General features: G+C 69.4%; 13 protein-coding genes. 11 read left to right on the plus strand and 2 right to left on the minus strand.

Going from position 1 to position 23,665, the window contains the following annotated elements:
• Nucleotide 1 precedes the first annotated feature (1 nt).
• The 6 genes from ACP4E5_RS11260 to ACP4E5_RS11285 all read left to right on the plus strand — a co-directional run bounded on the left by ACP4E5_RS11260 (nt 2) and on the right by ACP4E5_RS11285 (nt 16,091).
• Nucleotides 2-1,123, plus strand: a complete 1,122-nt coding sequence (locus ACP4E5_RS11260; protein ID WP_425827538.1) for a hypothetical protein — start codon at nt 2-4, stop codon at nt 1,121-1,123.
• Entirely contained in the window at nt 1,120-2,619 is a 1,500-nt protein-coding gene (locus tag ACP4E5_RS11265) for a hypothetical protein (RefSeq protein WP_425827540.1), read from the plus strand. Before ACP4E5_RS11260 ends, ACP4E5_RS11265 begins: the two co-directional genes overlap by 4 nt.
• Entirely contained in the window at nt 2,616-3,962 is a 1,347-nt protein-coding gene (locus ACP4E5_RS11270) for an AAA family ATPase (RefSeq protein ID WP_425827542.1), read from the plus strand. The genes ACP4E5_RS11265 and ACP4E5_RS11270 overlap by 4 nt, the downstream gene beginning before the upstream one ends.
• Nucleotides 3,963-4,106: 144 nt before the next feature.
• Nucleotides 4,107-10,442 (plus strand): protein kinase domain-containing protein, encoded by a 6,336-nt coding sequence (locus ACP4E5_RS11275; protein WP_425827544.1) that lies wholly within the window; start codon nt 4,107-4,109, stop codon nt 10,440-10,442.
• Between the two features lie 61 nt (nt 10,443-10,503).
• Nucleotides 10,504-13,482, plus strand: a complete 2,979-nt coding sequence (locus ACP4E5_RS11280; protein ID WP_425827546.1) for a DEAD/DEAH box helicase — start codon at nt 10,504-10,506, stop codon at nt 13,480-13,482.
• Nucleotides 13,482-16,091 carry a DNA methyltransferase gene (locus ACP4E5_RS11285; RefSeq protein ID WP_425827548.1) on the plus strand — a complete coding sequence of 870 codons (2,610 nt, stop codon included), beginning with the start codon at nt 13,482-13,484 and terminating at the stop codon, nt 16,089-16,091. The genes ACP4E5_RS11280 and ACP4E5_RS11285 overlap by 1 nt, the downstream gene beginning before the upstream one ends.
• 1,763 nt (nt 16,092-17,854) lie before the next feature.
• On the opposite strand, the gene ACP4E5_RS11290 is transcribed toward ACP4E5_RS11285, so the two are convergent.
• Together ACP4E5_RS11290 and ACP4E5_RS11295 are read right to left on the minus strand one after the other, a co-directional pair.
• Complete coding sequence (locus ACP4E5_RS11290) at nt 17,855-18,052, minus strand: DUF397 domain-containing protein (RefSeq protein WP_425841207.1); 198 nt, start codon at nt 18,050-18,052, stop codon at nt 17,855-17,857.
• 8 nt (nt 18,053-18,060) lie between these two features.
• A complete protein-coding gene (locus tag ACP4E5_RS11295) occupies nt 18,061-18,957 on the minus strand; it encodes a helix-turn-helix domain-containing protein (protein WP_425827550.1) in 897 nt (298 codons plus the stop codon).
• A gap of 165 nt (nt 18,958-19,122) precedes the next feature.
• Here ACP4E5_RS11295 and ACP4E5_RS11300 point away from each other — a divergent pair, with 165 nt between their 5' ends.
• The 5 genes from ACP4E5_RS11300 (at nt 19,123) to ACP4E5_RS11320 (ending at nt 23,661) form a co-directional block, all read left to right on the plus strand.
• Nucleotides 19,123-19,572 carry an ATP-binding protein gene (locus tag ACP4E5_RS11300; RefSeq protein ID WP_425827552.1) on the plus strand — a complete coding sequence of 150 codons (450 nt, stop codon included), beginning with the start codon at nt 19,123-19,125 and terminating at the stop codon, nt 19,570-19,572.
• A 23-nt stretch (nt 19,573-19,595) separates the two neighbouring features.
• Entirely contained in the window at nt 19,596-19,910 is a 315-nt protein-coding gene (locus ACP4E5_RS11305; RefSeq protein WP_425827554.1) for a type II toxin-antitoxin system Phd/YefM family antitoxin, read from the plus strand.
• On the plus strand, nt 19,907-20,431 hold the full coding sequence (locus tag ACP4E5_RS11310) for a type II toxin-antitoxin system RelE family toxin (protein ID WP_425827556.1): 525 nt from the start codon (nt 19,907-19,909) through the stop codon (nt 20,429-20,431). Before ACP4E5_RS11305 ends, ACP4E5_RS11310 begins: the two co-directional genes overlap by 4 nt.
• 121 nt (nt 20,432-20,552) lie before the next feature.
• Complete coding sequence (locus tag ACP4E5_RS11315) at nt 20,553-22,346, plus strand: DUF4357 domain-containing protein (RefSeq protein WP_425827558.1); 1,794 nt, start codon at nt 20,553-20,555, stop codon at nt 22,344-22,346.
• Between the two features lie 10 nt (nt 22,347-22,356).
• Complete coding sequence (locus tag ACP4E5_RS11320; protein ID WP_425827560.1) at nt 22,357-23,661, plus strand: McrC family protein; 1,305 nt, start codon at nt 22,357-22,359, stop codon at nt 23,659-23,661.
• Nucleotides 23,662-23,665: the final 4 nt, after the last annotated feature.

Here is a 23,665-nt window from a genome sequence, read left to right on the forward strand (position 1 = left end):
GATGTCCCCGCAACATCCCGGTTCCGCCGGCGACAGACTCGCGCACCTGCGAGGACCCCGGGACCCGCAGTCGTACACGGCGCGCAAGATCACCGCGCTGACCGCGAACCCCGCCTGCTCCCGGCGCGCCGTCCTGGATGCCGCCGGCATCGACAAGACGGCCCTGGCCTCCCGGATCGGCCACGACCCGCGCTCGGGCCAGTCCCCGTTCGCGATCGCCCGCGGTCACAGCTTCGAGGCACTGGTGAAGTGGGGCGGCTACGCCGAGCTGATCCGGCTGCTGCGCGCGGAGCTGGGGGTCCCCGTGGCGGAAGCCGCCGTGGTCGACCTGAACGACGTCGCCGGTGACACGTCGCTGAGGCGCAGGGAGCGGGAGACCCGGGGAATCGTCGAGCGCCTTGCGCACGGGCTCGACGAGCGGCTCATCCTCGACCACCCGGTCCTCACTCTCGACGTGGCGGGCCGCACCGCGTACCTGGAGCCCGACGCGCTCAGCCATCGCGTCGACGGCAAGTTCTACGTCGTGGAGATCAAGTCCTTCGCCGCGATCGACGGCCAGGCGGACCCGACGGCGGTGGCACAGGCGGCGAAGCAGGCCGCGGTCTACGTCCTCGCCCTGCGCCGGGCCTTCAACGCCGCCGGCCGGGATCCCGAGCAGATCGCCCACGAATTCCTCCTCGTCTGCCCCAAGGACTTCTCCAACCGCCCCTACGGCCGGATCGTCGATGTACGCCAGGAGCTCGACGCCCTCCAGTTCCAGCTGTCCCGGCTGCCGCGCGCCGCGGCGATCGCCGCGCTCCTTCCGCCCTCCGCCACACTCGACATCGACCGCGACCCCACCGAACTCGCCGCAGCAGTCGCCGAGTTGGACGCCGCCTACATGCCCGACTGCCTGTCGTTCTGCGAGATGGCCCGCTTCTGCCGCGAGGAGGCCGAGAGCCGCGCCCTGCCCGCCCGCCTGGGCAGCGCCGTACGCAACGACCTGCCGGGCATCGACTCCACCCGCACCGCCCTCGCCCACCTGGACGGCACCGCCCCGCCGGGCGCCGAGGTGGCCGACGCCGTAGAGCAGCTGCGGGCCGCCCACCGGCTGCGACGGCTGCGCGGAGGTGACGTCGCGTGAGCGCACTGACGACGGTCGCAGCCCTGCACGCGACCCGCACCGGACAGGCGCAGCGCCTGACGACGGTGCGCCATCACCACATCGACGACCGGCCCTTCGCCCTCGTCCCGCTCACCCTCGCCGGCGAGGCCTGCGCCCCGCTCGCCGCACTCACCGGCACGGATCCGGAGCGGCCGACGCTGCTGACCGTGCACCGGCCGCAGGACCGCACCGAGCGCTTCGACTTCTGCGCCCGCCTCGCCGGCCTGCTGCTGCCATACATCGAGGAGTGCCGCGCCGAGACCGAGGAGTACACGGCAGGCCGCCCCAAGGAGGAACGGGTCCGGGCGCTGCGCGCTCCGCAGATCCTGGTCCCGAACACGGCCGGGATCGCATACCTGCGCCTTCTCGGCCGCTCGACGCGCCTGCGCGCGACCGACGGCCCCTACGCGGTGGATCCCACGGTGCCCACGCTTGGGAAATGGCTGACGTGGGCCGCGGACGCGGCCGAGTTCCCCGGCTCGGCAGCGCTCCTCGCCATGACCCGGCTGCTCGGCTTCCACTGGGCCACGGGGCAGAGCCCCACGGAGGACGCCAACCTGGCCTCGCTCCTCGCCTGGATCGCCCCGCCCGAGGACAGCACGGGCGCGCAGGCCGCACGCCTCGCCGAAGACCCCGACGTGTTCCCGCCCGCAGGCCCCACCACCGACCCGGTCTTCGACACTCAGCTCCACGAGCTCGTCGCCCGCCACCGGGACGCCACCACGGACCGCGCCCGCGAGGTCGCCGCCCGCCAGATCGACCGCGAGCTGGAAGGCCAACTCCTGCCCACCTGGAAGCAGTTGTGGCACGGCGTCGACCTCCTGCGATCCCTCCCGGCCGCCTCCCACGTCGAGCGACGCTGGACACGAGACCGCGAATTCTTCACCTCGTACGCGACCTACCTCGACGAGGACGGACACCCTCAGGCCCGTCGTGACCATGCCGTATCGGCTGCCCGTCGCCTCGCCCGCCTCGAGGACGCCACGACCCGCTTCGCCGTCGAGTGCGCCTACGACGACCCGCTGGTCATGGGCGAGTACGAACTGACGGGCGAGGCCTTCACGGGCACGGTCGTGGCCCGGGACCCGGAACGCCTGGACACGACCGGCACGACGCCGAGGCGACGCCCGACCGTGACGCTGCGCACGACGGAACTCCCTCGCGCGCCCGTCGGTGCGACCGTCAGATGCCCGGCCCGCATGGGCCAGAAGACCGAGGTCGTCCACGTCGGCCCGACGTCCGACGGCGCCTTCGAGGTGGTCCTACAGATCGTCACTGGCCTCGGCCGTGGCTACAAGCAGCCGCTCCCGCCGGGCGCCGTCCCCGCCCTCGGCGAAGAACTCACCTACACGACCCTCGACCCGCGGGGCGTCCCCCGCAGCCTGCCCACGGACGAGGACACCCCGTGGACGCACGGCGGCCCGCCGGCCCCGTACGACCCGACGCCCGAGGACGCGGAGGAACTGTGGGAATGACGGACACCACGCACGAATCCGAGTCCCCCGGCGCACGCGCAGACAGGGCCGTCGCCGCGATCCTCGCCGACCTCGACACGGCACCAGGCCGCGGCGTCGTCGTCGACTCCCCACCCGGCGCCGGCAAGTCCACGCTCGTGGTCAAGGCCGCCGGACACCTGGCCGACACCGACCGCCAGCTCATGATCGTCGCGCAGACGAACGAGCAGGTCGACGACCTCGTCGACCGCCTGGCCCGCGAACACCGTGATCTCGCCATCGGCCGCCTGCACGCAACCGGCTTCACTCTCCCACCCCGCGTCACCAACCACCCGAACGTCACAGCCAGTTCACAGATCACGGACCTGCGCACCCTCCCCATCGTCGTCTCGACGGCAGCAAAATGGTCATACGTGGATCCCGAGAAGTGCGAACCCTGGCAGTGGGCGATCGTCGACGAGGCGTACCAAATGCGCTCGGACGCACTCCTCGCGACGGCGCCCCTCTTCTCCCTGCCCGACTCCCGCGTCCTGTTCGTCGGCGACCCCGGCCAACTGGACCCCTTCGCCACGGTGGAGACGGACCGCTGGCGCGGCCTGACGTGGGACCCGCTGCGCAACGCGGTGGACGTCACACTCGCCCACAACACCGACCTGGCCCGCCACCAACTCCCCATCTCCTGGCGCCTCCCGGAGACAGCGGCGGACGTCGTCCAACGCGCCTTCTACCCGTACTACCCCTTCACTTCGGGCACGCGGACAGCCGACCGCACCCTCACCTACGCCACGACGGCCCACCGCCTCACGCCGGTCGACACCGTCCTCACCCGCGCCGCCGACTCCGGCTGGGGCTACCTCGAACTCCCGCCCCGCCACACCCTCGACGACGACCCGGAGGTGGCCGAGGCCCTCGCCACCTGCGCCGCCCGCGTCCTGGAGCGCGGCGCGACGGCGAACGACGTCCGCCTCACGGAGTCCCGCATCGCCGTCGGCACGGCACGCACGGTGCAGGCCGACGCGGTCCGCACCCGCCTGGCCACCCGCGGCCTGACTGGCATCACGGTCGACACGGCCAACCGCCTCCAGGGCCGCGAGTTCGATGTCACGCTGGTGTGGCATCCGCTCTCCGGTCGGCACGACGCGAGCGCCTTCCACCTGGAGACGGGCCGCCTGTGCGTCCTGCTGTCGCGCCACCGGCACGCGTGCATCGTGGTGGCCCGGGCCGGCATCCGGGACCTACTGGACCGCCACCCGAGCACGCGGCCGGTCCACCTGGACGTACCGCCGAAATTTCCGGACGGGTGGCGGGCGCATCAGACGGTGATGGGGCATCTGGAGAGGGACGAGCACCGCGTCGCCGACTGACGACCAAACACTGCGACATGTTAACTACGTCAACACATAAATATGCTCCCCATTCCTCATTCAGAGGTGTACGCTGACTCGACCAGGGTGCCCATGCCGCGCACCTGGTCTGCATCGAGGCGGATGACATTCGAAGGAGTCCCAGTGAACCTGCAGACGGTGGCCGGACGGTTCCGGATCACGGGGGTCATCGGGCGCGGAAACATGGGGCAGGTCCACCGGGCCACGGATCTTCAGGCATCCGGAAACGGCCCCGCCGATCATGAGGTCGCGGTGAAGACCCTGTTGCGCGGCCGGACCGGCATGGCGATCGACACCTCGCAGGACACGCACGCGGTCGAGCGCTTCCGCCGCGAAGTGGACATCATGCGCCGCCTCTCTCCCCGCCATCCGAACCTCACCCGCCTCATCGCCGGCGGCGTCGACACCACAGGGCCCGAGGCCGGGGACCGTCTGCCGTACTTGGCCATGGAACTCCTCGACGGACATCCTCTGTCCGAGCTCATCGACGAGGCGCCCCAACTGCCCGTGTCCTGGGCAGCGGCCATCACCGCGCAGATCGCGGCCGGCCTCGCCTCCGCGCACAGTGCCGGCATCGTGCACCGGGACCTGAAGCTCGCCAATGTGATGCTGACGCGCGACGGCACGGTCAAGATCCTCGACTTCGGCATGGGACGCATCGTCGACGACCCCGACCAGACCCGCCTGACAAGTACAGGGGTAGCGGTGGGCACGGCTCGCTACATGGCGCCCGAGCAGTTCCGCGCCGAGCTCGTCACCGCCTCCGCCGACCTGTACGCGCTCGGGTGCGTGCTGTACGAACTCCTCATCGGCAAGCCACCGTTCAATGCCAAGGCCGCCTTCGATCTGTCCGAGGCTCACCAGTACAAGGCCCCACCCTCGCTCACCGTGGTCCGCCCCGATCTTCCGGACGAGCTCGTCCTGCTGGTCAACCGACTGTTGGAGAAGGACGCGGCGAACCGTCCGGAGAACGCCACCCAGGTCCGCGAGATCCTCGCTCCGCTCGCACTTGCGGACGACGACTCGGCCGCCCTGCTCGCCCCCGAGTGGGCAGCGATGGATCCGGTGGCCCGCCTGCGTGAGGACTTCCCTGAACCATCGCCTCCGGTCGAGGTGCCGGCTCCGCGTCGCAAGCCGCGCGTACCCGACGCCATGGACGTGTTCACCCTTCACAGCGGCCTGATCGACGAGTACGAGCGCTTCACCAAGGGCGCCACAGTCGTTCGCGACGGGCGGATCGCTGGCTTCATCGAGGACGACCTGGCGCACAAGTCCCAGTGGCCGGATCCATGGCTGTCGCTGAACCCGTTCTTCGACGACGGCGGCACGGTCGAGGACCTGGTGCGCGACGGTGTCCTCCACCCGAAGTGCGCCGAGGTGTTCCAGGCCGGCAAGAAGCGGGACGATCGGCGCCCCAGCGGCAGGCCGCTCACCTTCCACCGGCATCAGCGTGAGGCGATCGAGGCTGCTCAGGCAGAGGACTCGTACGTGCTGACGACCGGTACGGGCTCCGGTAAGTCGCTCTCCTACATCGTCCCGATCGTGGACAGGGTTCTGAAGGAACGGGAGGCGGAAGGTCCACGAGCTCAGGGGCGTGTGCGGGCGATCGTCGTCTACCCGATGAACGCGCTGGCCAACTCCCAGCTCAGGGAGTTGGAGAAGTACCTGCAGCACGGCTTCGGCGCGGGCCGCGAGCCGGTCACCTTCGCCCGCTACACGGGGCAGGAGAGCGAGGAGGACCGGCGCGAACTGCGCAAGAATCCGCCGGACATCCTGCTGACCAACTACGTGATGCTGGAGCTCATGCTCACCCGTCCCGACGACCGGGCGAGCCTGATCCGCATGGCCGAGGGCCTGCAGTTCCTGGTCTTCGACGAGCTGCACACCTACCGCGGCCGCCAGGGCGCGGACGTCGCCCTGCTGATCCGCCGGGTCCGTGAGGCGTGCCGGGCAGCGGACACGCTCCAATGCATTGGTACGTCCGCGACGATGTCGACCGAGGGAACCTGGCAGGACCAGCAGCGCGAAGTGGCCATGGTCGCAGGGCGCCTCTTCGGCACCACCGTGCTGCCGCACCGCATCATCGGCGAGACACTCGTCCGCGCGACCGAAGAGGCCCCGGCCCAGGTGCCTGCGGAACGGCTGCGCGCGGCCGCGGCCCCCCTGTCCTACAAGGCGCTCACCCAGGACCCGCTGGCCCGCTGGCTGGAATCGCGCTTCGGCCTCGAACGCGAGCAGGACACCGGCCGGCTCCGGCGCTGCCCGCCCGGCACGATCGAGCAGGCCGCGAAGGACCTCTGCGAAGAGTCCGGCGTCGAGGAGGAGACCATCGCGGAGGCGATCCGGGCGACCCTCGAGGCCGGGTCCCAGGCCAAGCACCCGGTGACCGAACGCCCGTTGTTCGCGTTCCGGCTGCACCAGTTCCTGTCCAAGGGCGACACGGTCTACACGACGCTGCAGGACCCACTGACACGACCACTGACCCGCACATACCAGCTGGAGTACCCAGGCAGCGACGGCAAGCCTCTCTTCCCGCTGGCGTTCTGCCGCCAGTGCGGGCAGGAGTACATGACGGTCTGGCGCACCGAGAAGGACGGTTCGTTCCATTACGAGCCGCGTCGCGACACCTCGGCCTCTGGCGGGCGTGCCGGCGAAGGCTATCTGTACGTCGGCACGCCCGGTGAGGACTACGAGTGGCCGGCCGATCCACAGCAGGCCATCGACGAACGGCGGCTTCCGGAGTCCTGGTTGGAGCCGGACGGACAGGGCGTGAACGCCGTCAAGAAGTCCTACCGGCCCCGGCTACCCAAGCGCGTCGTCGTCGATCCGTACGGACTCGAGTCCGGCGAGGGCCTGGTCGCGGCGTTCATTCCGGCCCCGTTCCTGTTCTGCCTGCACTGCCAGATCTCGTACGAGCAGACGCGTGGCCGGGACTTCGCCAAGCTGGCCACACTCGACCAGGAGGGCCGCTCCTCGGCGACGTCCGTCGTATCGGCGTCGATCGTCAAGTCGCTTCGTCAGGTGGACCCCGACGTGTTGTCGAAGGAGTCCCGCAAGCTCCTTACGTTCGTCGACAACCGGCAGGACGCCTCGCTCCAGGCCGGCCACTTCAACGACTTCGCGCAGGTCACACAGTTGCGCAGCGCCCTGTACCAGGCGGCTCGCGAGGCCGGCGAGGACGGGCTGCGCCACGACGACCTGTGCCGGGCCGTCACCGACGTGATGGGGCTCGCTCCTGGTGAGTACACCGGGAATCCGAAGTTGGCGCCGGGCATGGAGCGCCGGGCCACGAAGGTGTTCCGTGATGTCGTCGGATATCGCCTGTATCGCGACCTGGAGCGCGGCTGGCGCATCACGATGCCCAACCTGGAGCAGACCGGCCTGCTCCGTATCGACTACGAGGACCTCGACTGGATCGCCGACGAGCAGGAGCGCTGGCAGAGCACGCACCTCGCGCTGCGCGACGCGGATCCCGCACTGCGTGCCGAAGTGGCCCGTACGCTGCTCGACTTCATGCGTCGCGCGCTCGCCATCGACGTGCAGTACTTCCGCGACGACTTCGACACCTTGCAGCGCGCCAGCGAGGAGCGACTCGTCGACCCGTGGGTGCTCTCCGAGAGCGACAAGCCGGAGGTGGGTACCGCCTACCCGTACGGTTCCCGGCCGGGCATGGAGCGGTCCGCGCTGTTCCTGTCCGCGCGCGGCAAGTTCGGCAAGTACCTCAAGCGCACGGCACCCGCGTTCCGTGAACTCGGCACGGAGGACATCCAGACGGTCATCGAGGATCTGCTGAAGGTGCTGCGCGGCGCCGACTTGGTCCACGAGGTGGAGGCGGGCCCGGAACCCTCCGGGCCGGTGTTCCGCCGCAACCGTACCGAGCGGCGCCGGGGATATCGGGTGTCAGCGGCGTCGCTGATCTGGAAGGCGGGGACCGGCGAGGCCGGTGCCCTCGACCCCTTGGCACGTACCTACATGGGCGGTGAGGTCCCACGGGTCAACCCCTTCTTCCGCGACCTCTACAAGGACGCCGCCTCCGAGCTGGCCGGCCTGTACGCCCGAGAGCACACCGCGCAGGTGGCTCCCGAGGACCGCGAACGGCGCGAGCAAGCGTTCCGAACCGCCGAACTGCCGTTGATGTACTGCTCCCCCACCATGGAACTGGGCGTGGACATCTCCGACCTCAACGCGGTCATGATGCGCAACGTCCCGCCGACGCCCGCCAATTACGCCCAGCGTTCCGGACGCGCGGGCCGGTCGGGTCAGCCCGCCCTGGTGACCACGTACTGCGCCACGGGCAACAGCCACGACCAGTACTACTTCCGCCGGTCCAAGGACATGGTGGCCGGTCAGGTCGCGCCACCGCGCCTGGAGCTGGCCAACGAGGACCTGGTGCGCTCGCACCTACAGGGCATCTGGCTGGCCGAGACCGGCATGAAGCTGGGACAGGCCGTGCCGCAGGTCGTCGACGTCGCCTACGACCCGGACGGCGACGAGCGCCCGGACCCGAACATGCCGCTGCCGCTGCTCGACGACATCCGCGACCTGTCCCTGGACGAGGACGCCCAGCGCCGCGCGATCGCTGCGGCGCGCGCCACCCTGGGCCCGCTGATCCCGGACTTCACGGACACCACCTGGTGGTACGACGACTGGATCGAGGACCAGGTCGCCAAGGCTCCGCGCGCGCTCGACGCCGCCTTCGACCGGTGGCGGCAGCTGTTCCGGGCCGCCGTCCTCGACCAGTACGAGCAGAACCGGCGGGTCGTCGACCACACGCTGACCCAGGGCGAGCAGGCCCGCGCCCGCACGCGACGGCGCGAGGCGGAGACGCAGACCTCGCTGCTGCTGAACCGTTCTACCGACTCCAAGTCGGTGATGAGCGACTTCAATCCGTACCGCTACCTGGCCTCCGAAGGGTTCCTGCCCGGCTACAGCTTCCCGCGCCTCCCCCTGGCCGCCTACATTCCCCGCTCCGGCAACCGGCGCAACGCCGACGGCGACTATCTGCAGCGCCCGCGTTTCCTTGCGATCCGCGAGTTCGGCCCCGGCGCGCTCATCTACCACGAGGGCGCCCGGTACCAGGTCACCCGCGTCCAGCTGCCGCCGGACGCCTCCGGCGACCTGGCGACGGCCGAGGCCAAGCGCTGCGACAACTGTGGCTATCACTACGAGGGTTCGGCGCACGTCGACATCTGCGACATGTGCGACGAGCCGCTGAACAGCCGACGCAAGAACCTGCTGCACCTGCACACCGTGTACACGATGCCGCGCGAGCGGATCTCCTCGGACGAGGAGGAGCGGCGCAGGGCCGGGTTCCGGCTCGAGACCTCGTACGCCTTCCAGGACCACGGCGACCGCAAGGGCCGGCTCACCTCGCACGTCACCAACGCCGGCGGTGCGCCGGTGCTCGACCTGGACTACGGCGACTCGGCGACCGTGCGCATCACCAACCTCGGCCGGGTTCGCGCCAAGGAGGGCGAACCGGACGGCTACTGGCTCGACCTCGGTGACGGCCGCTGGCTCAACGACAAGGCCGCTGCCGATGCCATCGAGGGCGACAAGGGCACCGACATTCCCGTCGTCGACGAGGACGGCAACGAGAAGCGCCGCAAGAAGCGGGTCCTTCCGTACGTCGAGGACCGGCGCAACATCCTCGTGGTCACGCTGGACGAGCCGCAGCCGGAGAACATCGCGCTGTCGTTCATGTACGCCCTGGAGCGCGGCATCGAGGCGGCCTTCGAGCTGGAGGACGCCGAGCTGACCGCGGAACTCCTCCCACCGGACGACGGTCCGCACCGCCGTTTCCTGTTCACCGAGGCCGCGGAGGGCGGCGCGGGTGTCCTGCGCCGCATCCAGCACGACAAGCACGCGCTGGCCCAGGCGGCCCGCAAGGCCCTGGAGATCTGCCACTACGACCCGGCGGACGGCTCCGACAAGGAGGGGCCCAGCGACGCCGTAAAGTGTGCACGCGGCTGCTACGAGTGCCTGCTCACGTACGGAAATCAGGGCGTTCACCAGCTCCTCAGCCGTCATGCGGCACGCCCGCTGCTCTGGAGCCTGGCGACCGCGACGACGACCGCGGAGGACCGGGGCGAGTCGCGCAGCGAGCAGTTCCGGCGGCTCGCTCCTCAGTCCGACAGCACACCGCTGGAGACCGACCTGGCCGCGCTCGTGGACGCCGGAGACCTCGTCGCGTGGCTCAAGGCCAAGGGATACCGGCTGCCCGACGAGACGGGCGTGTTCGTCCCGGAGGCCGCCGCCCGGCCCGACTACGTGTTCCGCATCTCTGGAGCGAACGTCGCGGTCTTTGTGGACGGTACGGCTCACGACGCCGAGCCTGCCCGCGACAAGGAGGCCGGCGAGCGGCTCGAGGACGCCGGCTGGGACGTGCTGCGGTTCCGCGCGGGCGCCGACTGGGATGCGCTCACCGAAGCCAACTCCGGCTACTTCCACCTCCGTTGACCACATCCCGACCAGCTCTTGATCACCTACTGACCAGCCATCAAAGGATCCGAGACACGCCATGAGCCTCACGTACTCCGCCGGTTCCCTGGTCGCCGCCCGCGGCCGTGAGTGGGTGGTACTGCCCGAGAGCGCGCCCGACATGCTGGTGCTGCGCCCGCTGGGCGGAAGCGACGACGACGTCGCCGCCGTGTTCCCCACTTTCGAGGACGTGCGCCCGGCCGAGTTCGCCGCCCCCAACGCCGACGACCTCGGCGACCAGCGCGCGGCGGGGCTGTTGCGCACGGCCCTGCGGATCGGCTTCCGCTCGGGCGCGGGCCCGTTCCGCTCGCTCGCCTCGATCGCCGTCGAGCCGCGCGCCTATCAGCTCGTACCTCTCCTCATGGCGCTTCGGCAGCGCACCGTACGGCTCCTGATCTCCGACGACGTCGGCATCGGCAAGACCGTCGAAGCCGGGCTCATCGCGTCCGAGCTGCTCGCTCAGGGCGAGGCGAGCCGCATGACCGTCCTGTGCTCCCCCGCGCTGGCCGAGCAGTGGCAGGCGGAGCTCCGCGAGAAGTTCGGCATCGATGCCGAGCTCGTCCTGGCATCGACGGTCTCGCGCTTGGAGCGTGCCCTGGAGCTGGGCCAGTCGCTGTTCGACAAGCACCCGTACACGATCATCTCGACGGACTTCATCAAGTCCACCCGCCATCGCGAGGACTTCGTGCGCCACTGCCCGGACCTGGTGATCGTGGACGAGGCACACACGTGTGTCGCCGCCGACGACACCAAGAGAGGCGGCAAGTCGGCCACCAACCAGCTGCGCTACGAGCTGCTGCAGCGCGTGGCCGAGAAGGCGGACCGGCACCTGCTGCTGCTCACCGCGACCCCGCACTCCGGCAAGGAGTCTGCCTTCCGCAATCTGCTCGGCCTGGTCCGGCCCGAACTTGCCGCCCTCGACCTCGAGACACCGGCAGGCCGCGGAAAGCTCGCCGAGCACTTCATCGCCCGTAAGCGCGCCGATGTCCGCCACTACCTCACCAAGGAGGACGGCCTGGCCGACGATTCGCTGGCCGAGCGCACGGCGTTCCCGGTCGACCGGTGGACGAAGGACGAGCCGTACAAACTGGCGCCCGTGTACCGCGCCCTCCTGGACGACGCCATCGCCTACGCCGCCGAACGCGTCCGCACCGCCGACAGCCAGGGCCGGCGCGAGGCCCGTATCGCATGGTGGTCGGTGATCGCGATGCTGCGCTCCATGGTGTCCTCACCGCGCGCGGCTGCCCAGACCCTCAAGACCCGGTCCGCATCGGCTGTTGCGCGCAGCGCGGAGGAGGCCGATGTCCTCGGCGCCCCGCTCAACCAGGACGCGGCCGACACCGACGCCCTCGAGGGTCTGGACGTCGCGCCGGGGGCGAGTGAGAGCGAGGCGGCGGGTGCCCGGCTGCGCGAACTGTCCGATCGGGCGGCGGAGTTGGAGGGCCAGGCGACCGACGCCAAGCTGAAGGCCCTGATCAAGCACCTGAAGTCACTGCTCGCCGACGGCTATCACCCCATCGTCTTCTGCCGGTACATCCCGACCGCGGAGTACCTGGCCGAGGAGCTGGGCGGGAAGGACGGCAAGGCAGGCAAGCTCGGCAAGAAGACCCACGTGGCCGCAGTGACCGGCACCCTGTCCCCGCAGCAGCGCCTGGAGCGCATCGAGGAACTCGGCGCACAGGGACAGGACGACCCGGCCGTACGCCGCGTCCTCATCGCCACCGACTGCCTCTCCGAAGGCGTCAACCTCCAGCACCACTTCGACGCGGTCGTCCACTACGACCTCGCCTGGAACCCCACCCGCCACGACCAGCGCGAGGGCCGCGTCGACCGGTACGGCCAGAAGCGCGACCAGGTCCGCGTCATCACCATGTTCGGCGAGGACAACGGCATCGACGAACGCGTGCTCAAGGTGCTCTTCGAGAAGCACCGGCAGATCCAGAAGGACCTCGGGATCTCGGTGTCCGTGCCGGACGAGTCGGCGGTGGCCGTCACCGACGCCCTCGTCGACTGGCTTCTCCTGCACGGCCGCCAGGGCGTACAGGAGTCCCTCTTCGACTCCCCCGAGCTCCAGGAGTCCTTCGACCGCGTCGAGCGCGACTGGAACTCGGCGGCCGAGCGCGAGAAGACCTCCCGCTCGAAGTACGCCCAGCGTTCCATCCACCCGGAGGACGTCGCCCGCGAGGTCATCGCGGTCCGGGCCGCCCTCGGCGGCGCGGAGGAGGTGCGGGATTTCGCGCTTGCCGCCCTGGACGGCCTGGACGCTCTGGTACGGGATCCGCGCGACGGTTCGGGCGACTTCACCGCCCAGATCGGGGGCGCCCCGGCCGGCCTGCGCGACGCACTCGCCGCGACCCTTGGCAACCGCATCGTGGAAGAGGACCGCGAGATCCCCTTCCGCACCGACCCGGCCATCGCGCGGGGCGAGGCGGCGCTCGTGCGCACGGACCCCACAGTGGGCGCCCTGGCCTCCTACGTCCTCAACTCGGCGCTGGACAGCGACACTTCGGGCCCCCGCCCGGCCCGCCGCTGCGGCGTGGTCACGACGGACGCGGTGTCGACGCGCACGACACTGCTGCTCGTCCGCTACCGCTTCCACCTCACGCTGCCGTCTCGCACGGGCGAGAAACAGCTGGTCGCCGAGGACGCCCGACTCCTCGCCTTCGAGGGGGCTCCGGCGCGGGCCCGCTGGCTCGACGACGACGCGGCCACCGAATTGCTCGCGGCGAGCGCTTCGGCCAACACGAACGCGCAGCTGGCCCGCAACCAGATCATCCGCACCCTGGACAACCTCGACGAACTCACCGGGCACCTGGAGGAGTACGGGGCGCAGCTCGCCGCCGACCTGGCCGCCTCGCACCGCCGCGTCCGCCAGGCCGAGTCCGACAGCCGCGTCCGCGAGATCGTTCGCGGCTTGAAGGTCGACCCGCAGAAGCCCGCCGACATCCTCGGCGCGTACATCTACCTGCCCGCCAACCCGGCCGCCGCCGGTGCGTCCACCGCTGGAGCCGACGCCTGATGTCCACCACGACCACTACGCGCACCGCGAAGACGTTCACCGCCATCAGCACGGTCGGCGGCCTGCTCCCCGCCGACATGCTCCTGCGCATCGCCGAGGGCACGAACCTGCCCGGCACGAAGCCGGCGGATTACCACCTGCCGGCCTCCGTCCCCGTACGCGACGAGGCCGAGCGCGCCTGGGAGTACCTCAAGCCGCTGTGGCGCGACCTGCGTTCGGCGCTTCCGTCGGACCCGGTCACGGGCGCCCCGGCCGCCGACCCGACGAACCGGGCGGGCAACGACTGGCTGTCCCAGCTGTTCCGCAAGCTGGACTTCGGTCACCTGACGGAGGTGGGCTCGGCAGGCATCGCGGCCGACTCGGACGCCTCCGTCCGCTTCCCGGTCTCCCACCGACACGGCCCGGCCCTGGTCCACCAGATCCCCTGGAACGGGGAGTTGGACAAACGCGCAGCCGCTGGCCAGGTCCCACCGCAGTCGATGCTCCAGGACTGTCTGAACCGCACCGAGGCCCACCTCTGGGCCGTCCTCACCAACGGCCGCCGCCTGCGCCTGCTGCGCGACACGTCGGCGATGGCGACGGCCGCATACGTCGAGTTCGACCTCGAAGCGATCTTCGACGGCGAACTGTTCAGCGAGTTCGTCCTCCTCTACGCGACGCTGCACGCGTCCCGCTTCGAGGTGGGCGAGGGGCAGGCGGCGTCGGGGTGCTGGCTGGAGAAGTGGCGGTCGATTGCCATCGAGTCGGGCAGCCGGGCGCTCGACCACTTCCGCGACGGCGTACAGAGCGCCCTGAAAGCACTCGGCACCGGTTTCCTGAGTCACCCCGCCAACAACGAGCTTCGCCAACAGCTGGACGTTCACGCCTTCCAGACGGCGCTGCTCCGGCTCGTGTACCGGATGATTTTCCTCTTCGTCGCCGAGGACCGCAGCGCCCTGCTCGACCCGGACGCGGACGACACGACCCGCGAGCGCTACGCCCGCTACTTCGCCACCGCTCGCCTGCGCCGCAAGGCCCTGCGACGGGTCGGAACCGCACACGACGACGAGTACCGCGCTCTGGACCTACTGATCAACGCCCTCGGCTCCGAGGAGGGACGCCCCGAACTGGGCCTCAAGGGCCTGGGCGGTCTCTTCAACTCCACCGAGGCCGACGCACCGCTGACCGGAGCGCGGCTCTCCAACCGCCACCTCTTCGAGGCCGTCCAGTACCTGGCCCGCGTCCGCGACGCGGGTTCCCGACGCTGGCGCCCCGTCGACTACCTGCGCATGGGCGCCGAGGAGCTCGGCTCGGTGTACGAGGCGCTCCTGGAGCTGGTCCCCAAGCACAGCGCCGCCGACCGCACCTTCGAACTCGTCGACCGCATCGGCAACGACCGTAAGAAGACCGGCAGTTACTACACGCCGACGGAGTTGACCGAGACCCTCCTCGACTCCACGCTCAACCCGGTCATCGACGACGCCGTCAAGCGCGGCGAACAGCGCGCGAGCGCGCAGGGCCTGCCGGACGCCGCAGACACGATCGTCGACGAGCTGCTCATCCTCACCGTCTGCGACCCCGCCTGCGGCTCCGGCCACTTCCTCGTGGCGGCGGCCCGCCGCATCGCCAAGCGCGTGGCCGCCATCCGCGAACGCAACCCTGAGCCGACCGAAGACGCGGTACGCCATGCCCTGCACGAGGTCGTCGCCCGCTGCGTGTACGGCGTCGACCTCAACCCCATGGCAGTCGAGCTGGCCAAGGTGTCCCTGTGGCTGGAGGCCATGGAACCCGGCAAGCCGCTGGGCTTCCTGGACGCGCACATCAAGCACGGCAACGGCCTGATCGGCGCCACGCCGGCGCTGATGCGGAACGGCATCCCGGACAAGGCGTTCAAGAAGACCGAGGGTGACGACGAGGGCTGGGTCAAGCAGCTCCTGGCCCGCAACACGGAAGAACACCGAGGCCAGGAAGGCCTGTTCGAGGTCACGTCCGAGACGAAGGTCTCCAACACCGCCTTCGCTCCTGGCCTGCGTCGCATCACGGACGCACCTGACGGCGAGCTCACCGATATCCGCCGCAAGGAGGCCGCATTCCACGACTGGTCGACGTCCTCCGAGTACCTGCGCGCCCTGCACATCGCGGACGCCTGGTGCGCGGCGTTCGTCTGGATCAAGCGCGAGGACGCGCCGCCGGCCGTCACCGACAAGGTGTTCCGCGGTCTGTCTGACCCTGAGGGCGACGCGGCGCCCAAGTCCACACACGACGAGATCGTGCGGCTGCGCGACCAGTACACCTTCTTCCACTGGCACCTGGAGTTCCCAGAGGCTTCACGGTCCGGGACGACGAGAGAGCTTCGGACGGCACGGGCGAGGATGCAGCGGCCCCTGGCTGGACGGGCGGCTTCTCGTGCGTGGTCGGCAACCCGCCGTGGGACCGCTCTGAATTCGAGGACAAGAAGTACTTCAGTGTTGTCGAGCCGTCGATTGCCGAATTGGCAGGTGCGGCAATGGCAAAGGGAATCGCCGAATGGTTGGCGAAGTACCCAGAGGAGGCCAAGCGGTACTACAGTGCACGTCGCGAGCTCAAGGCGACCTTCATGTTCGCAGCGAACTCCGGGGTGTTCCCCCTGACTGCACTGGGGCTCACTGCTGGGGGTGTCACCAAACTCCAAACCGACCAACTGTTCACCGAACTATTCTCGGCGCTCATTAGCCCCACCGGCCGCTTCGGCTCCATCATCCCGACCGCCATCGCCACAAACGCCGGCGGGCAGTACCTGTTCGGGAACTTCGTCCGCAGAGGCGCGCTGGCCTCGCTGTACGACTTCGAGAACCGCCGCCCGAAGTCACCGGTACTGCCCAAGGGCGGCAAGTGGTTCGATGTGCACCCCGGATACAAGTTCTGCCTGCTCTCCCTCACGGGTCGGGCAACGCGCGCGGACGCCAGCCGCATCGGCTTCTTTCTGTCCAGCACCGCTGACATCGACGACCCCAGCCGGGTCCTCGCAGTGGCGCCGGACGACCTCGCGCGGATGAGTCCGAACACGGGTACGCTTCCGTCGTTTCGCACGCAGCGAGATGCCGATCTCACAGCGGAGATCTACCGGCGCTTCCCGGCCCTCCAGAAGGAAGGCGACCGGGAAGGTAACCCCTGGAACATCGATTTCAAGTACGTGTTCCGGAGCACGAACGATCGGGACATTCTGCACACGCGGGAGGAGTTCGAAGACGGCGACTGGCGGTTGCAGGGGCATACCTTCATGCGCGAGCGCGAGCGAGCCCTTCCTTTGTACGAAGCGAAGATGGTCGACTTCTTTAACCATCGCGCCGCCGACGTCATCAAGAGCCCGACCGCAGTGAACCGACAGAACCAGCCCGACTACCTGTCGCGCCGCGAGCTGCAGGACCCCACGCGTCAAGCGCTCCCCATGAACTGGGTACAGGACGCCGGGATGATCGAGACCGTACGCAAGGGCAAGAAGACCAAGGTGCCAGGCGTCGACGCCCGGCTCCGCGGGTACCGCTGGAACCACGACTGGCTCTGCGGCTGGTGCGACGTAACCGCCTCAACGAACGAACGCACATCCATCCCGGCATTCATCCCGCGAGTTGCGACACTGCACACCTTCCCCCTGATGTTGCCCCTCATCGAACCTCAGCTGGTGGCCGCCCTGATCGCCACCCAGTCCTCCCTGGTCTTCGACTTCGTGAGTCGCCAGAAAATCAGCGACGCCCACATGAAGCTCTTCATCTGGAAGCAGCTCCCCGTCCCCGCCCCCACCGTCCTCGAACCCCACCTCCCCTTCCTGCTCCCCCGCGTCATCGAACTCGTCTACACCGCCTACGACATGACCCCGCTCGCCCTCGACCTCGGCGACGAGCAAGGCCCCTTCCGGTGGGACGACGACCGGCGGGCGCAGATCCGGGCCGAGCTGGACGCGTACTTCTTTCATCTCTACGGGATCTCCCGCGAGGACACCGACTACATCCTGGAGACCTTCCAGTCACCAACCGGCGGCCTGAAGAACAACGAGATCGCCAAGTTCGGCGAGTACCGCACCAAGCGCCTCGTCCTGACCGAGTACGACCGCATGGCCACCGCCAGCCTCAGCCTCGACACACCGCTCGACGTGTCCGAGTCCGGCACGTACCGCTCAACTCTCACCCCGCCCCCGGGTAATGGCCCCCGACACCCCGTGGCGGACCCGTATCCGTCGGCCCGTGACTCCGTACCGGGCGGCGACACCCAGCTGCAGGTGACCGACGACAGCTGATCTACCCACCATCCGTCGACCATGCTCGGCACACGACTCGGGCCCGTCAGCCCCACAGTTCGGCGCACTGCGCGCCCACACTGCGGGACCAACGGGCCCGAATCAACTTCAGTCGGAGGATTACCGACCGCCCCTCGCCGCGTACCGCACAAACCGCCCCCACCCATCACATCCCACCGCGAAGGCAGGCCGCTCAACGTCCTTCGAGTCCCGTACGTGGACGGCCTGTTCGGCGATGGCCACCTCCACGCAGTCGTCGCCCTGGCTGCCGCTGTAACTGGACTTGAACCAGGCGAGTTCCGTCGTACACGTACCGATAGCGCTGCTCACAGCTCTCCTCGCATTCGCTCCAGCAGGGCCCGGGAATCCGCCGGACTGAGGGCCTGCGAGCGCAGTGTTTCATAGCGCTGACAGAGCAAGCTCACCTCTTTCGGGTCAGAAATCAGCCGCCCGTTCTCCTGCCCCTCCGAGTACCCGAGCCGCTGCCGCGAAGGCGTCTCCAAAATCCGCACCGGGCCGTCCGTACACGAATGCAACCCACCCTCCACCGCCACCACCTGCAACGACACATTCCGCGGTGCCGTCAACTCCAGTACATGATCAAGGAGTTCACGCACCGCCGCCACCTCCCCGAACCGCCGCCGGAACACATGCTCCTCAACGATGAACGAGAACGGCACCGTCGGCCGCAGCCGCATCGTCGCCTGCCGGTCCATCCGGGCCGCGAGCTGGGCCTCCAGTTCCTCATCGGTCCGGAGCGGGATCGTGCCCTCGAAGACCGCCCGCGCGTACGCCTCCGTCTGCAGAAGGCCCGGCACCAGCCGGCACTCGTACGTGCACAGGCTCGCCGCCTCCCGCTCCAGGCGCGCCCACTGCCGGAACCAGGCCGCCAACCCCGCCTCTCCGCGGGTGACATGCCGCGACGCCTTGCGCAGCACGCCGGTGTTGCCCAGCGCCTGCTCGGCTCGTTCGACGAAGGTGTCGTCGGGCATCCTGCGGCCCAACTCCACCGATTCCACGGTGTGTTTGGAGTAACTGACACACGTACCGAGATCCTCCCGGCTGAGCCCCGCGTTCTCGCGCAACGCCTGGACGACAGCGCCGAAGGTCCTCAAACTGTCCGACGGCCGCGGCTCCCTCTCGATCTCCGCGTCGGTCTCGACGCATCCGCGCCCGCCATCGTCCCGAACTCGCGCCGCCGCACCCCTCTCGACGATCCCCATGCTCCCGCCCCTTCCCTCCATGCCGGACCGCGAGCCGCCGCACGACCCGCACACTCAGCGTGACCACGCCACGGCCGTACTGTCCACCCCGCGTCCACGTACTCTCACTCTGCGTACGTGGCCGTACACTCGCACCCACCTCACCGAGCACGCCACGCTGACCCCATGGACCAGCACCTTGCCCAACCACCAACCCAGGTACGGACGTTCAGGCAGCTCCTGTCGTGCACCCGACGCGACGCCCGCCTCGCCCGGCTGCTCGCCGTGACCGAACTGCGCGCCTGGGAACTGCCGTCGGACCTTACGGAGCGTGCCGAGCTCGTCGTCGCTGAGCTCGCCGCCAACGCCGTGCTCCACGGCCACCTGCCCGGCCGCGGCTTCCGACTCGCGCTCGCATACGACCCCGCGACCCGCCGCCTACGCATCGAGGTCACCGACACCCGCGAGGACTGCCCTCCCAAGTCGGCCACCCCCGACCCCACCGAGACCGGCGGCCGGGGCCTGCTCCTCGTCGACGCGCTCGCCGACCACTGGGACACCGTCCCGCACCCACCTGGCGGCAAAACCGTGTACGCCGACCTTTCAGCCGCAGCACACACCCGGTTGCCGTTCTGAGTAGAAATCTGTACAGTTACGGCATGGCGATACTGCGGGACACCCACGAACTCACGGTCACCGAGGCATCCCAGCGCGGTCTGGCCAAACTCGTCTCCGAAGCCGAGCAGGGCTCCGACCTCATCGTGACCCGCCGCCACCGGCCCGTGGCGGCCGTCGTCGGCATCGACAGACTGGAAGAACTCGAGAACGCCGCCTCCGACCTGCATGACCTGGCTCTCGTCCTGGCCCGGAGCACCACCGACACCGGCCGCCGAACCTCGCTGGACGACGTTCTCGCCGCCTACGGGCACAGCCGAGACACCCTGTCCCAGCCCCCGGACGACGAGGAACGATGACAGAGGTCACCTTCACCGACGCAGCCCTGGACGACCTGCGCCGGATCGGGCCGGACGCCGTACCGAAAGTCCTGAAGAAGGTTCTCCTCCTGGAAGAGAACCCCGAAGCCGGGTATCCACTCGGCGGCGACCTCACCGGATACCGGAAACTGATCGTCGGCCGGAACACCTGGCGCATCGTCTACCGCATCACCGAGCACAAGACCATTGAGATCTGCGAGGTGTGGGCCGTCGGCGAGCGGGCCGACTCCGAGGTGTACGCGGAAGCGACGCGGCGTGTGCGCGAAGCCGGCGACGTGCGCCCCGAGTTCGTACAGCTCGCCGAGGTCGTGGAGCGCATGGGAAAACTGGCCGGCGACATCTCGCTGCGCACTCGGGAGGCTGCCAGACAGCCCGTCCCCGACTGGCTCGCCGATCGCCTCGTACACACAGCGGGCATTCCCAGAGAGCAGGTGGCGGCGCTGGATCTCGAAGCCGCGGTCGACCTGTGGGCCGAGTACACCGCCAGACCACGCCCCTGACCAAAGAACCTCGCCATCGAACCCTCGCCAGCCATCTCCATATAAGCCTTCCGTTAGCACTGTCAACGCGTACACTGGGCCGCGACTCCGCGCGCACCCCGTCCCCACGGAAGGCCGGCCCATGCACTATCCCGCAGAGCTCGACGGACTCGAGTTCCAGATCAGGCTGCCGAACGGCGGGCCCTCCGCCCGGGGCCGGGTGCTGCCCGAGCGAGGGCTGAACGGGAGCTTCAAGTTCCTGGTGCTCGCCGGTTCACCGATCCGCCCGGACGAGACCGCGAGCCTGAGCTCACACACGATCGAGCTGCGTGAACGCCTGCGCGCGGAAGGGGTGTTGGTCGATTCCGAACAGTGGCCGGGGTACTGGGAGACCGCGCGCGACGTCGAGTGCAATTCGGCCTCCGGTGCTGCCGCACTGATCACGGGACGCACCACCGGCGGCCTCGATCACTGGAAGACCGAGGACGACCATCCGCTCGTCGACTACCTGGGGCACAGCTGGCGTGCCTCGCACAAGACCTGGCTGATCCGCGGTTCGAATGTCGCAGGACGCGACCTCGTCCAGCGCCTCTGGTTGGAGGAAGGTCTCGTCTCCCTCGCCGCGACCCACCTGCCCGCCCTCGACGAGGACGAGCCGACCAAGAGCACGCTGCGCGTGTACGTGCAGGAGGGCTACGAGAGCTCGACCTCGTACAGCCAGAAGCGCGGCCTCGTCGACGACCTGCATGCGCTGCTCTCGCAGATGCGCGTCGGGGACACGGTGTGCACGCTCTCCAACGGTCTGCTCTACGTGGGCACGCTGACGGGCGAGGTCCAGCAGGTCGATTCGCCGAGCGGCCTGTCGAACCTGCGGCGCGCGACGGAGTGGCTGCCGCAGACGTACGCGTACGAGGAACTGCCGGAGGAGCTCCAGCAGAAGCTCTCCGTGCAGCGCGACGTCGTCGACCTCACGCCGGTCCAGGACTCCCTTGCTCTCCTCCCGGGCTTCGACACGGCCGCCGTAGAGGCCGCCGTTGAGACCGTCCCCGCTCCCCCGCAGGAACTGTCCCTGCCCGAGGTCACGGACGCCCTCGCCTCGGACCTGCTCGTTCACGACACAGAGTGGCTGGAGGAGGTGCGCGAACTCCTGTGGGACGAGAAGCAGTTGATCTTCTACGGTCCGCCGGGCACCGGCAAGACCTACCTCGCGCTCCAGCTCGCCGAGCACTTCGGTGGCGGGCCCGAGCAGGTGAAGCTCGTGCAGTTCCATCCGTCGTACACCTATGAGGACTTCTTCGAGGGCTACAGGCCCGTGGAGGACTCGGAGACACGCGACGTCGCCTTCCGGCTCGTCCCCGGGCCGCTGCGCGATCTCGCCGACCTCGCATCCCGTGAGGGCAACCGGCACATCCCGCACTTCCTGATCATCGATGAGATCAACCGGGCCAACCTCGCGAAGGTCTTCGGCGAGCTGTACTTCCTCCTGGAGTACCGGAAGAAGACGGTACGGCTCACCTACTCCGGTGACGACTTCGCCATCCCGCCGAACCTGTTCGTCATCGGCACCATGAACACCGCGGACCGCTCCATCGCATTGGTCGACGCCGCGATGCGCCGGCGCTTCGCCTTCGTCGAACTCTCGCCGCGCACCGAGCCGACGCGCGGCCTGCTGGCCCGGTGGCTCGGCCGCGAGGACAAGGACGACGAGCCCGCCCGACTCCTCGACGCGCTCAACCGCGCGCTGGCAGATCCCGACTTCTCCATCGGACCCTCGTACCTGATGAAGCCGGGCACATACCGTCCCGGTGGGCTCGAACGGACGTGGCGGACGAAGATCCTGCCGCTCCTGGAGGAGCACCACTTCGGGGAGGGCGTGGACATCGAGGAGCGGTACGGGCTCGACGCGCTGCGGAAGTCGCTGAGCGGAAGCCTCTGACGTGATTCCTGTGGAGAGCCCAACAGCCGTTGCCGCAACGGATCATGAGGCATCGCTGCCCGACATCACATTGCGCGAGTACGGCCCGGCCCGCTCCGTTCCTCTGAACGCCGCCCTCGGCCGGGCCCTGGCTGTGTCCGGCATCCTGGAGAGCGCCACCCCGGACCCCGGCAGACCCGGTCACTGGCTGCTGCGCGCCGGCAGCCGCGTCGGGGCCGTGCGCGTACCGGTCCCGTCATCCAGTGCCGGGCACTCCCGGCCCCGTAACGCCGTAACCCTGCGCATCGCTCCCAAGACCCCCGTCCACCGGCTCTTCTTCCTCCTCGGTTTCAGCCGCGACCCGGCCCGAGCCTGGCGGCAGAGCCGGGAAGGAACCGTGGACACCGGCGAGCACGACGACATCGTGCCCGCGCTCGCGCACGCGGTGGAGCGGCAGATCGATCGGGCCCTGAGGCAGGGGCTCCTTCAGGGGTACCAGCGGGTGGAGGAGACCTCACACGTCGTACGCGGACGGATCCGCGAGGCCGAGCAGATCCGGCGGCATTTCGGGCGCACACCGCCCGTCGAGGTCGCCTACGACGCCTACACCGCGGACACCCCCGAGAACCGCATCCTGCGCGCAGCCACCGAGCGGCTCCTGCGCCTGCCCGACGTACCCGATGACGTACGCCGCCGCCTCACCCACCAGCGCGTACGCCTCGCCGATGCCGCTCCTCTCGTACGCGGCACCGTGCTGCCCACCTGGACACCGTCCCGGCTCAACGCCCGCTACCAGCCCGCACTTCGACTCGCCGAAGCCGTCCTGCGCGGCACCTCACCCGAGCACCGTGCCGGCCAACTCCCGCTCTCCGGCTTCCTGTTCGACATGAACGACCTGTTCGAGGACTTCGTCACCGGCGCCCTGACCGAGGCGGGGCGCGAGCACGGGCTCACCGGTCGCCCGCAGGATCCACACCGACTCGACACCGCGGACCGCATCCCCATGTACCCGGATCTCGTCCTGTACGGGAGGGACGGCCGCAGCCCAGTCGCGGTCGCCGACGCCAAGTACAAGACGGAGAAGAAGGGCTCGTACCCGAATGCAGACCTGTACCAGATGCTCGCGTACTGCACCGCGCTCGGCCTCGCCGAAGGACATCTGATCTACGCGGCCGGTGAGCACGACGGGCACGTCCACGACGCACACGACGTCCGCGGCTGCGGCGTACGACTGCACCAGCACGCACTCGACCTGGACCGCGAGCCGGGGGCCCTGCTCGGCACCTTCCGCGAACTGGCCGCCCGCCTGGCCCCAGCCCAACCGACCGGCGTCTGACCGC

It is taken from the genome of Streptomyces fractus, from assembly GCF_049844455.1.
In the GTDB taxonomy this organism is placed as follows: Bacteria; Actinomycetota; Actinomycetes; order Streptomycetales; family Streptomycetaceae; genus Streptomyces; species Streptomyces fractus.